Genomic DNA, 12,300 nt, shown 5'->3' with positions numbered 1-12,300 from the left:
ATCATGACCGGCGGAATACTCGCATTCGGCATTTCCCTGAATGTCCCCGATCCGGCTGCCTCGGCTGCCTTCCTTGCTCGGAACTTCGGGTTCCTTACCGAAATGCAGGACGAAGGGTTCATTTCCCTGAAACATCCCGATGGCGGGCCGAACATCGTTTTCCTGCGCACGGGCCTTCCTACCTTCAAGCCCGCGGAGATTGCCGGCCGCGCGCGAGACGGCCTCCTCCTGCTGCTGGTAGTCGATGATCTGGACGAGCGCCACGGACAGCTGGCAGCCGGGGGTGCCGACGTCGTTACCCCTCCGGAGACCGAGCCCTGGGGTGAACGCTATGCCCAGTACAGGGATCCGAACGGTCTCATCATCCAGCTTGTGCAGTGGGTCTGACCGGGTCCGCCCACGTCAGCCGCGATTGGCGGGCAAAGCGGAGTCCCGCAGAGGCTCAGTGCGGCTTCGGGGGAATCCGCTGTGCCGCAGACGCTTCATAGCAGGTAGGCTAAGACAGCCGGTAAGGCACGAACGGTAAGTGAGTGTAAACATGGCCAGTCGCCGCATCGGCGGGTTGGCCGGTTCTTTTTGGGGAGGAAACACCATGGCGGGCGAGGAAAACAACGCCGCACGAGCGGATGATCAGCGTGGCTTCAGTGCGGAGGACACGACGTCGATCAGCCTTCCGCCTATCTCCGATGCCACGTCGATTGAGCCGAAACTGAGCGCGGACGAACGTGCTGCGGTTGCGGCGCTGCCGTCCGGTTCCGCACTGCTGATCGCCCACACCGGTCCCAACGCCGGAGCCCGGTTCCTGCTCGACCAGGACGTCACGACGGCGGGGCGCCACCCCAACGCCGACGTGTTCCTGGACGATGTCACCGTCTCCCGCAAGCACGTTGAGTTCCGCCGTACCCCTGAAGGATTCCGGGTGGTGGACTCCATGAGTTTGAACGGCACGTACGTCAACAATGACCGCGTGGACAACCTGCTGCTCCGCACCGGGAACGAAGTGCAGATCGGCAAGTTCCGGCTCACCTTCTACGCTGCACGTCCGGCTGCCGGCACGGCCTAAAGGCGGACGCGGATGCCAGGACCAGAAGCTGCGCGGCGTGCCCTCGGCACTGCCGCGGAGCGCGCGCGCCCGCGTGTACTCAATATCGGCCAGGTCCTCGCGGACCTGAGCGGTGAGTTTCCCGGCATCAGTGCCTCCAAGATCAGGTTCCTGGAAGAGAAAGGCCTGGTGTCCCCGCAGCGCACGGCCGCCGGTTACCGGAAGTACAGCTCCCAGGACGTTGAACGGCTGCGTTTCGTCCTCGCTCTGCAGCGGGACCAGTACCTGCCGCTGAAGGTTATCAAGGACTACCTGGATGCCGTGGACCGCGGCGAGCGGCCCGAATCCCTGCCCGGAGGCATCACGCTGGCTCCGCGTGCAGTCTCGGACCAGCTGGCCGAGGAGCTGGCAGCCCGGTCCCGGGCACGCCTGCTTTCCTTTGATGAGCTCGTGGCGGAGTCCGGTGCTTCAGCCGAACTGGTCCGCAGCCTCATCAGCTTCGGGCTTATCAGCGCCCCGGCCCAGCAGTATGATGAACACGCCTTGAAGGTCGCGAAGGCGTGCCGCCAGCTCGAAGCCCACGGCATCGAACCGAGGCACCTGCGGCCGTTCCGGGCGGCAGCGGACCGGGAGATCGGACTGGTGGAACGGGCCATCGCCCCCGTTGTCTCACGTCGGGATGTTGCCTCGCAGGCGCGGGCCGCCGAGACGGCCCGGGAGATCAGCGACCTCTGCCTGAGCCTGCACAGCGCCCTGGTCCACGGACAAATAGCCCGGATGGAGAGCTGAAGCTGATGCAGGAAGTCGAAGTGGTGGGCGTTCGGATCGAACTCCCGTCCAACCAGCCCCTGGTCCTGCTGAAGGAAACCGAGGGAGAGCGGCACCTGCCCATTTGGATCGGTGCCCCGGAAGCCAGTGCCATCGCCTTTGTGCAGCAGGGAATAGTCCCGCCGCGCCCCATGACCCATGACCTGCTGGCCGCAGTCATCAAGGCACTGGGCCGCCGCGTCACCGAAGTCCGCCTGGTCTCCGTGGAGGACACGGTCTTCCACGCTGAACTGGTGTTCGACGACGGAACGCGGGTGGGGTCCCGCGCCTCCGACGCGATCGCCGTCGCACTGCGCGTTCCCTGCCCCATCATGTGCGCCGAGACCGTCCTGGAAGAGGCGGGCGTGCGCATTACCGAGTCGGATGCGGACGAGGACGAAGACGAAGCGGAGAACGCCGAGCAGGAGCTGCGGCAGTTCCGCGAGTTCCTCGCCGACGTCGAACCCGAGGATTTTGAGCGCTGACGAATTCGACACGCTCCAAAAAATACCGGCCGCATCTTTGACCTTGCCTGCACACGGATCTAACGTCGAAGCATAGAGTTCCCATTGCGCCAATGGGTTACCGGAGACACACTAGTGGGACCGCCGGCATCAGTGCCTGCAGGAACCAGGTCCAGCAGGACACTGAGGGTCCGTCTCCGCTTCGGTAATCTGGCGGCTATAGACTTCGCGGGGACCATTACTAGGAGGAACAGTGAGTCCGAAAGGCGATGCCGGCGAACACCGCGCCGTAGCACCCGGAAAGGTTCTGCCGGCAAGTGCCCAGGGACTGCTGTTCACCGAAGACCTGCCGGTTCTCGATGAAGATGCCGGCTACCGCGGCCCCACTGCCTGCAAGGCTGCGGGCATTACGTACCGCCAGCTCGACTACTGGGCACGCACCGGACTGGTGGAACCCGCTGTCCGCGGCGCCTCCGGTTCCGGGACGCAGCGCCTGTACAGTTTCCGCGACATCCTCGTCCTGAAGGTCGTCAAGCGCCTCCTGGATACCGGCGTATCGCTCCAGCAGATCCGCACCGCCGTCGAGCACCTGCGTGAGCGCGGCGTCGAAGACCTGGCCCAGATCACCCTGATGAGCGACGGCGCCAGCGTCTACGAATGCACCTCCGCAGACGAGGTGATCGACCTCGTACAAGGCGGGCAGGGTGTGTTCGGCATCGCCGTCGGCCGTGTCTGGCGGGAGGTCGAGGGCAGCCTGGCCCAGCTTCCCAGCGAACACGCTGACGACCACTCCTACCCGGAGGACGAACTCAGCCGCCGCCGGGCGGCCCGCAAGATCAGCTAATTCCACGTCTTACGCAAAAGGCCGCTTCCCCTGGGGGAGGCGGCCTTTTGGCTGTCCGGTGTTTTAGCCTGCCGGACGGCGCATCACCCGGTTGCGCATGCTGCCGGTCTGCACGAGGTTCTTGAGCAGGGCGTCGAAGGAGCCAGCCGCCTGCTTGGCCGAGTCGCCGGGCCAGTGGTGGACCGAGTGGGCAGCACCCTGGATCTGCTGCCAGTTGGCGTGCTCGGCAATATTCGGCTCCATGAGCAGGTCCCCGAACATCTGCTTCATTTCGGCGAGCCGGAACGTGTGCTCGTTGGAGGTCGGCCGAACCCGGTTGGCCACGATTCCGGCCGGAGCAAGATTCGGTGCGAATTCCTGCCGGAACAAATCCAGTGCGCGCATGGTGCGTTCGGTGCCGGCGACGGAGAAGAGGCCGGGCTCAGCTACCAGCAGCACCCGGTTGCTGGCGCTCCACGCCATCCGGGTCAGTCCGTTCAGCGACGGAGGGCAGTCGATCAGCACCAGGCCATAGCCGCTGATCTTGCCCAGCAGCGTCGAGAGGCGGCGCAGGTCCCGCTTGCCGAGGTCCGGGCGGTCGTAGATGCCGGAGTAGGCGGAGCCCATCGCGACGTCGAGGACAGGCCGTCGCTGGGGGTCGCTGCCGGGCTGCTTCCGGGCCGTCTCGACCCAGCCGCTGGGCACCACGTTGGCGGCCAGGTCAGCGCGGCGGGCGCTTCGGAGCATATCCCCGATTCCGAGGTTGTCCCCCGGGGAAACAGCCAGCCCGGTGGTGGCATCGGCATGCGGATCGAGATCCACTACCAGGGTAGGAATTCCGGCGGCCAGGGCAGCTGAGGCCAGCCCCAGCGTTACGGAGGTCTTGCCGACGCCGCCCTTCAGGCTGCTGATGCTCACTACTTGCACTTGTTGAACCAAAACCTAACGTGTCGAGGGATCACGGGCGCCGGGTCCGTGCCGGGGAACCGTACTCATTCTATGTGACGCAACCCGACAGGCCGGGCAGGCGCGGGTTTGCACATCTGCGCCGTGCACTGAACTATGTTCGATGTGATGTGAATTACCCGCTTGCCGTATGTGCGGGCCGTGCAGAGACTAAAGACGTAACGCCAAACGGTCCGCTCCACCCGACGCAACGACGCAGGAGTGCAATGTTCTCGAAGATCCTGGTAGCCAACCGCGGCGAAATTGCCATCCGTGCGTTCCGCGCGGCCTACGAACTTGGTGCCAAGACAGTCGCAGTCTTTCCCTACGAGGACCGCAATTCCATTCACCGGCAAAAAGCCGACGAAGCCTACCTGATCGGCAGCGAGGGGCACCCCGTACGGGCGTACCTGAACGTGGAGGAGATCATTCGGGTTGCCAAGGAAGCCGGCTGCGACGCCATTTACCCGGGTTACGGTTTCCTCTCGGAGAACCCGCAGCTGGCGCGGGCCGCGAAGGCTGCCGGGATCACGTTCATTGGCCCGGATGCGGACGTCCTCGAACTGGCCGGACACAAGGTCCACGCGCTGAACGCCGCCCGCGAGGCAGGCATCCCGGTACTTCGCTCAACGGCTCCCAGCGCCGACGCCGACGCGCTGCTCGCCGAGGCGGAGGAGATCGGGTTCCCCATCTTCGTCAAGGCCGTTGCCGGCGGCGGCGGCCGCGGGATGAGGCGGGTCGACACCGCGCATGACCTGCCCGAGGCGCTGCAGGCCGCCATGCGGGAAGCCGACTCGGCATTCGGGGATCCCACAGTCTTCCTGGAACAGGCAGTACTGCGTCCGCGCCACATTGAAGTGCAGGTCCTGGCGGATAACGAAGGCAACGTGATCCATCTCTTCGAACGTGACTGCTCCCTGCAGCGCAGGCACCAGAAGGTCATTGAGATCGCGCCCGCACCGAACCTGGACGAGGACATCCGCCAGGCCCTGTACCGCGACGCCGTCACCTTCGCCAAGTCCCTCAACTACGTAAATGCCGGAACCGTGGAGTTCCTCGTCGATACCATCGGGGAGCGCGCCGGACAGCACGTGTTCATCGAGATGAACCCGCGCATCCAGGTAGAGCACACGGTGACGGAAGAGATCACCGACGTGGACCTGGTGCAGTCCCAGATGCGCATCGCCGCCGGAGAGAACCTGGCAGACCTGGGACTGGTACAGGACCAGCTGCAGATCCGCGGAGCCGCCCTGCAGTGCCGCATCACCACCGAGGACCCGGCCAACGGTTTCCGCCCCGACGTCGGGAAGATCAGCGCCTACCGGTCTGCGGGCGGCGCCGGCGTGCGGCTGGACGGCGGTACCGTCTACGCCGGTGCCGACATCAGCCCGCACTTCGACTCGATGCTGGTGAAGCTCACCTGCCGCGGCCGGAATTACCCGGCGGCAGTAAACCGCGCGCGGCGGGCACTGGCGGAGTTCCGCATCCGCGGGGTCTCCAGCAACATCTCCTTCCTGCAGGCAGTGTTGGAGGACCCCGACTTCGTGGCCGGGGACGTCGCCACCTCCTTCATCGAAGAACGTCCGGAACTGCTCAACGCACGCGGTCCTGCCGACCGCGGAACCAAGCTGCTGAACTGGCTTGCAGACGTCACCGTGCACAAGCCCAACGGTGAGCTGCCGGCGCAGATCGATCCCCGGGAAAAACTGCCTGCGGACCTGCCCGACCCGAAACCGGGATCCCGCCAGCGGCTCCTGGAGCTTGGTCCGGAGAAGTTCGCCGCCGCGCTGCGGGCGCAGCAGGCCCTGGCGGTCACCGACACCACCTTCCGCGACGCGCACCAGTCCCTGCTGGCCACCCGTGTCCGCACCCGCGACCTGGCGGGGGCGGCGCCCGCCGTCGCGGCACTGACGCCTGAGCTGCTGTCGGTGGAGGCCTGGGGAGGTGCCACGTACGACGTCGCACTCCGCTTCCTCGGCGAAGACCCGTGGGAGCGGCTGGACACGCTGCGGCAGGCACTGCCGAACATCTGCATCCAGATGCTGCTGCGCGGCCGCAACACGGTGGGGTACACGCCGTACCCCACCGAGGTCACCGATGCCTTCGTTGAAGAGGCTGCTGTCGCCGGCGTCGATATTTTCCGGATCTTCGATGCGCTGAACGACGTCGCCCAGATGGCCCCGGCCATCGAAGCCGTCCGCCGGACGGGCACGGCTGTCGCCGAGGTGGCGCTCTGCTACACGGCGGACATGCTCGACCCGGAAGAGAAGCTCTACACGCTGGACTACTACCTGGACCTGGCCCAGCAGATGGTTGACGCCGGTGCGCACATCCTCGCCATCAAGGACATGGCGGGCCTCCTTCGTCCTGCTGCCGCCGCGAAGCTGGTCGCAGCCCTGCGCGAACGGTTCGACCTGCCGGTCCACCTGCACACCCACGACACGGCAGGCGGCCAGCTCGCCACCCTGCTCGCCGCGGCGGAAGCAGGAGTCGACGCCGTCGACGTAGCAAGCGCAACCCTGGCCGGGACCACCAGCCAGCCCTCGGCATCCTCGCTGGTGGCCGCCCTGGCGCACACCGAGCGGGACACCGGGCTGGACCTCGCCGCCGTAAGCTCACTCGAACCGTACTGGGAAGCCGTGCGCCGGGTGTATGCACCCTTCGAATCAGGCCTGGCCGGACCCACCGGACGCGTCTACCGCCACGAGATTCCCGGCGGGCAGCTCTCCAACCTTCGCCAGCAGGCTATTGCCCTGGGCCTGGGGGAGCGCTTCGAAGCGATCGAGGACATGTACACCGCAGCGGACCGGATCCTGGGCCGGCTGGTCAAGGTCACCCCATCCTCCAAGGTGGTCGGGGACCTCGCGCTGCAGCTCGTGGGAAGCAATGTCTCTCCGGAAAATTTCGAAGAGAACCCGCAGAACTATGACATCCCCGATTCAGTGATCGGCTTCCTCAGCGGTGAGCTGGGCGATCCGCCCGGAGGATGGCCGGAGCCTTTCCGCACCAAGGCGCTGCAGGGCCGGAAGCCGAAACCCCGCCAGGTGGAACTGACAGATGTTGACCAGCAGGGCCTTCACGGCGACTCCGCCACCCGGCGCGAAACGCTGAACCGGCTGCTCTTCGCCGGGCCGGCCCGCGAGTTCGCCACCGTCCGCGAAACCTACGGAGACCTGTCCGTCCTGGACACCCGTGACTACCTCTTCGGGCTGCGCCCGGGAGTTGAGCACGTCGTGGAGCTCGAAAAGGGCGTACGGCTGATAGCCACCCTGGAAGCGGTGTCAGAGCCGGATGAAAAGGGCATGCGCACCGTGATGACCACCCTGAACGGCCAGATGCGGCCGGTCATGGTCCGCGACCGCAGCGTCACCACGGACGCCAGGGTGTCCGAACGGGCAGACCCTGCCCAGCCGGGACACGTTGCCGCCCCGTTCGCCGGCGCAGTGACCGTCACCGTCGAGGAAGGCGCCCAGGTAGGTGCCGGAGAGACAGTCGCCACCATCGAGGCCATGAAGATGGAAGCGTCAATTACGGCGCCGGTCGCCGGAACGGTCAAGCGCCTGGCCGTCAGCGGGGTGCAGCAGGTGGACGGCGGCGACCTGCTGGTAGTCATCGAACAGGCTTAAGGCAGCAGAGAACATAAACAGGTTGCCGGAGCCCGCGCCGATAGACTGGCAGAGTGACTCATTACGATCTCGCCATCATCGGCTCGGGCTCCGGCAACTCCCTCATCACTCCCGACTGGGACAACCGAAAGGTCGCCGTCATTGACGGCGGAACCTTCGGAGGAACGTGCCTGAACGTCGGCTGCATCCCCACCAAAATGTTTGTCTACCCGGCACAGCTGGCTGCCTCCGCAGCCGAGGCCGGCAGGCTGGGAGTTGACCAGCGGGTGGAGAAAGTGCGCTGGAGGGAGATCCGGGACCGGATCTTCAGCCGGATCGACGCCATCTCCGAAGGCGGCCGGCGTTACCGCGCGGAAGAGCTTGAGAACGTAACCCTGTACAACGAATACGTCCGCTTCACCTCCCCGCACCGGCTGGAGACTGCTTCCGGGCAGGAAATCACGGCCGACCAGATCGTGGTCGCCGCCGGCTCCCGTCCGGTCCTGCCGGACATCCCCGGCATTACGCTGCCGCAGGTACATACGTCGGACACCGTCATGCGCGTGGACGATCTCCCCGGCCGCGTCCTGATCCTGGGCGGCGGGTACATTGCCGCCGAGTTCGGCTTCGTCTTCTCTGCCTTCGGATCCGAAGTGACCATGGCCGTGCGTTCCGGGGCGCTGCTCCGGGCGCAGGACGAAACCGTTTCCGAGCGCTTCACCGCGGCGGCTTCGGGACAATGGGACGTCCGGCTGAACACGCAGCTCGAGTCGCTGGCTGAGAACACGGACGGATCAGTCCGCGCCGTCCTGAACGGTCCCTCCGGCCGCTCGGAGCTCGACGTCGACCTGGTCCTGGTTGCCACCGGCCGGGTACCGAACACGGACCGCCTTGATCCGGAAGCGGCCGGCCTGGACGTTGAAGCAGACGGCCGACTCGCAGTGGACGAATACCAGCGGGTGCTCGGCGGCGGAAAGCCCGTGCCCGGTCTCTGGGCACTGGGCGACGTAAGCGGCGCCGACCAGCTCAAGCATGTCGCGAACCTCGAAGCGCGCACCGTGGCCCACAACCTCGTCCATCCCGACGACCTGCAGGCGTCCTCGCACCGTTTTGTGCCTTCCGCCGTTTTCAGCCACCCGCAGATCGCCTCCGTAGGCCTGACCGAAGCGCAGGCGCGGGACTATGCGCTGGCCAACGGCATGGACCTGGTCATGGCTGTCCAGGAGTACGGCTCGACGGCGTACGGCTGGGCCATGGAAGACAGCACCGGTTTCGTGAAGCTGCTCGCCGACCGCACCACCGGCCGGCTCTTGGGTGCCCACATCATGGGCCATGAAGCCTCCATGCTGATTCAGCCGCTGATCCAGGCGATGGCCTTCGACCTTGACGCGGCCACCATGGCCCGCGGCCAGTACTGGATCCATCCGGCTCTCACCGAGGTGGTGGAGAACGCGCTCCTGTCCCTGGGCACTGATCCCCAGGACACCCCGCTCCGTCCCTGAAGACGGTGAACGCAAAAGAGGCGGGAGCCCCGGAACGAATCCGGGACTCCCGCCTCTGCTGTCTGCCGGCCGGCAGGGAAGGCTAGACCTTCTGGCCGGAATAGATCTCCTCGACCACGTCGGAGAAGTCCTTGAGCACCTGGGCACGCTTGATCTTCAGGGACGGCGTGAGGTGGCCGCTTGACTCGGTGAAATCAGTGGTGACCACCCGGAAGACCTTGATGGCCTCGGCCTGGGACACGGCCTTGTTGGCGCGGTCCACCAGCGCCTGAAGCTCGTCCTGCAGCTGCTGGGACTGCGCTGCTTCGGCCACCGTGGTGGTTGCCGGCATGCCGTGGCGTTCCAGCCAGCCGGGAAGCGCCTCTTCGTCAATGGTGATGAGGGCGGAAATGAACGGACGCTGGTCGCCGACAACGACGCACTGGGAGACGATCGCGTCTGCACGGATCGAATCCTCCAGCATGGCCGGGATGACGTTCTTGCCGCTGGCGGTAACGATGATTTCCTTCTTGCGGCCCGTGATCTTCAGGAAACCGTCGGAATCAAGCTGGCCGATGTCGCCCGTTCGGAACCAGCCGTCCGCGAAGTTTTCCTCGGTCAGGTCCGGGCGCTTGAAGTAGCCCTTCATCACGCTGATGCCCTTCGTGAGGATCTCGCCGTCGTCCGCGATCTTCACCGCGTTGCCCGGCAGGGGTGCGCCGACGGTGCCGATCTTGATCAGCTGAGGTGTGTTCACACTGATCGGAGCGGTGGTTTCCGTCAGGCCGTAGCCTTCCAGGACCATAACGCCGATGCCATGGAAGAAGTGTCCCAGCCGGTCACCCAGCGGAGCCCCGCCGGAGATTGCGTACTGGACCCGGCCGCCCATGGCAGTGCGGATCTTGGAGAACAGCAGTTTGTCGAAAAGGGCGTGCCGCAGCTTCAGGCCGAGCGGAACCTTGCCGGCCTCGTGGGCCTTGGACCATTCAATGGCGGTCTTGGCACCGGCATGGAAGATTTTGCCCTTGCCGCCGTCTTCGGCCTTCAGCATCGAGGAGTTGTAGACCTTCTCGAAGACGCGGGGAACCACCAGCAGGAAGGTGGGCTTGTAGCTCTGCAGATCCGGGAGCAGGTTCTTCACATCCGGGGTGTGGGCCACGGTGGAACCGGCGGCCACGGCAAGCACCGAAATGAACCGGGCGAAAACATGTGCCAGGGGCAGGAACATGATGGTCTGTGCGCCCTCCTTGGCAACTTCGGGCAGCGCTGCCGTGGAGTTGCGGGAGAGGTTTACGAAGTTGCCGTGGGTCAGCTCGCAGCCCTTGGGTTTTCCGGTGGTGCCGGAGGTGTAGATGATGGTCGCGGTGTCCGCCAGGTTTGCGGCGGAACGGCGGGCTTCAAGTTCTTCGTCCGTCACGGAGGCTCCGGCCTTCCGGAGCTGGTCCAGTCCGCCGCCGTCGATCTGCCAGACGTTCTTCACTGCGGAGAGATCCTCGTCCGCGCCGGCCTGGCGGACCACGTTTTCATGCCGGGCTGCTTCGACCACTACGCCGACGGCCTCGGAGTCGCCGAGGATCCAGGCAACCTGCGCGGGGGAGGAGGTCTCGTACACCGGCACCGAAACGCCTCCGGCGAACCAGATCGCGAAATCAACCAGCGTCCATTCGTAGCGGGTGCGTGCCATGATGCCAACGCGGTCGCCCTGCCCGATTCCGCTGGCGATGAGGCCTTTGGCAATGCGGGAGACGTCAGCCAGGAACTCCGTGGCGGTGATTTTCTGCCAGTCATCACCGGTGGAACGCACGGCGAAAAGGGCCGGATTGGAAGGCTTGGCTGCCTGTTCCAGAAGCAGGTCCGTAGTGTTCGTCTCCGGTGCGGTTTCCACCAGGACTGGAACGCTGTATTCGCGCACGATAGCTCCTTTGATATCTGTTTGGACGGCGGGTTGCCCCTAAGCCTATAACCTAGATCACATTTTATACTGGCGGGTAACTTTCGAATCCATAACGCTTGCGTGTCCGGGGGTTGCCCTTTGCCTACAATGGGTCTTTGATGCCCTCCCTTAACCCAGCTCCTGTTCCCCTTCCTCCTGCCGCCCGGTGGTCCCGCCGGACCACCGACCCGCTGCGTCCGCGGCGGACCACGCGTCTCTCCTCGCCAATGCGCCGCCGCGGCCTGGCAATCGGGATCGATATTGGCGGAACCAAGGTAGCGGCCGGCCTGGTCGATGCCAGCGGCCGGGTCCTTGAAGTCCTCCGCCGCTCCACGCCGGGCCAGGACCCGCGCGAAGTGGAACGAGTCATCGTTGAACTGGTCCGCGAACTCTCCGCGCACAAACACGTCTGGTCGGTCGGCATCGGTGCCGCCGGCTGGATGGACCTCTCCGGCAGCACCGTGCTCTTCAGTCCGCATCTTGCCTGGCGCAATGAACCGCTGCAGGAAAACCTGGAGCGGCTGCTGCGCCGGCGGGTGTACCTGGCCAACGACGCCGACGGCGCTGCCTGGGCGGAGTGGCGCTACGGCGCCGGGCGGGGAGAGAGCAGGCTCGTCTGCATCACCCTCGGAACCGGTATCGGCGGTGCCATGATCATGGACGGCCGGCTGGAACGGGGACGGTTTGGCGTGGCCGGAGAGTTCGGCCACCAGATCATCATGCCGCAGGGACAGCGCTGCGAATGCGGCAACCGCGGCTGCTGGGAACAGTATGCTTCCGGCAACGCGCTTGGACGTGAGGCCCGTGAACTGGCGGCAGCCAACTCGCCCGTTGCCCAGGAGCTGCTGCGGAGCGTCGAGGGGAGAATTCCGGATATCACCGGGGCAGTCGTCACCCGGCTGGCACTTGAAGGTGACCGCACCGCCATTGAACTGGTTGGGGAAGTGGGCGAATGGCTGGGGCTTGGCCTGGCGAACCTCGCCGCGGCACTGGATCCGGGCATGTTCGTGATCGGCGGCGGACTGAGCGACGCCGGTGAGCTGCTTCTGGAACCGGCCCGGCGGGCCTACGCCAGGAACCTCACCGGCCGCGGATTCCGGCCGGAAGCCCGTATCGAAAAGGCGGCGCTGGGGCCCGAAGCCGGCCTGATCGGCGCCGCGGATCTTTCCCGGGTGGCCGCCCGGCGGTGAAGGAGCGCGG

Annotated in this window: 10 protein-coding genes; 8 read left to right on the top strand and 2 right to left on the bottom strand. The window is 65.7% G+C overall.

The window, feature by feature from the left end; translation table 11 throughout:
• The first annotated feature begins 3 nt into the window (after positions 1–3).
• From NGB94_RS07430 to NGB94_RS07410, 5 genes are all read left to right on the top strand, one after another.
• Positions 4–387, top strand: a complete 384-nt coding sequence (locus tag NGB94_RS07430; RefSeq protein ID WP_325789972.1) for a VOC family protein — start codon at positions 4–6, stop codon at positions 385–387.
• 205 nt (positions 388–592) lie between these two features.
• Positions 593–1,063 (top strand): FHA domain-containing protein, encoded by a 471-nt coding sequence (locus tag NGB94_RS07425; RefSeq protein WP_325789971.1) that lies wholly within the window; start codon positions 593–595, stop codon positions 1,061–1,063.
• Between the two features lie 12 nt (positions 1,064–1,075).
• A complete protein-coding gene (locus tag NGB94_RS07420; protein ID WP_325789970.1) occupies positions 1,076–1,831 on the top strand; it encodes a MerR family transcriptional regulator in 756 nt (251 codons plus the stop codon).
• A 5-nt stretch (positions 1,832–1,836) separates the two neighbouring features.
• Entirely contained in the window at positions 1,837–2,334 is a 498-nt protein-coding gene (locus tag NGB94_RS07415; RefSeq protein WP_325789969.1) for a bifunctional nuclease family protein, read from the top strand.
• 232 nt (positions 2,335–2,566) lie between these two features.
• On the top strand, positions 2,567–3,157 hold the full coding sequence (locus NGB94_RS07410; protein WP_055241833.1) for a MerR family transcriptional regulator: 591 nt from the start codon (positions 2,567–2,569) through the stop codon (positions 3,155–3,157).
• A 63-nt stretch (positions 3,158–3,220) separates the two neighbouring features.
• On the opposite strand, the gene NGB94_RS07405 is transcribed toward NGB94_RS07410, so the two are convergent.
• A complete protein-coding gene (locus NGB94_RS07405) occupies positions 3,221–4,063 on the bottom strand; it encodes a ParA family protein (protein WP_325789968.1) in 843 nt (280 codons plus the stop codon).
• Positions 4,064–4,308: 245 nt separating this feature from the next.
• Here NGB94_RS07405 and NGB94_RS07400 point away from each other — a divergent pair, with 245 nt between their 5' ends.
• Both NGB94_RS07400 and NGB94_RS07395 read left to right on the top strand, forming a co-directional pair.
• Positions 4,309–7,707, top strand: coding sequence for a pyruvate carboxylase (locus NGB94_RS07400; protein ID WP_325789967.1), 3,399 nt, complete (start codon positions 4,309–4,311; stop codon positions 7,705–7,707).
• 53 nt (positions 7,708–7,760) lie between these two features.
• Positions 7,761–9,188: a mycothione reductase gene (locus NGB94_RS07395; protein ID WP_325789966.1), complete on the top strand. Its 1,428-nt coding sequence runs from the start codon at positions 7,761–7,763 to the stop codon at positions 9,186–9,188.
• Positions 9,189–9,270: 82 nt separating this feature from the next.
• Here the strand turns inward: NGB94_RS07395 and NGB94_RS07390 are convergent, their stop codons facing one another.
• Complete coding sequence (locus NGB94_RS07390) at positions 9,271–11,079, bottom strand: AMP-dependent synthetase/ligase (RefSeq protein WP_325789965.1); 1,809 nt, start codon at positions 11,077–11,079, stop codon at positions 9,271–9,273.
• A 140-nt stretch (positions 11,080–11,219) separates the two neighbouring features.
• Between NGB94_RS07390 and NGB94_RS07385 the strand changes: the two genes are divergently transcribed.
• A complete protein-coding gene (locus NGB94_RS07385; RefSeq protein ID WP_418910619.1) occupies positions 11,220–12,290 on the top strand; it encodes an ROK family glucokinase in 1,071 nt (356 codons plus the stop codon).
• The last annotated feature ends 10 nt before the right edge of the window (positions 12,291–12,300 follow it).

The organism is Arthrobacter koreensis, assembly GCF_035792275.1.
GTDB lineage: Bacteria > Actinomycetota > Actinomycetes > Actinomycetales > Micrococcaceae > Arthrobacter_B > Arthrobacter_B koreensis_A.
Note: the sequence above shows the minus strand (reverse complement) of the source record. Positions and strands in the feature narration are given on the sequence as shown.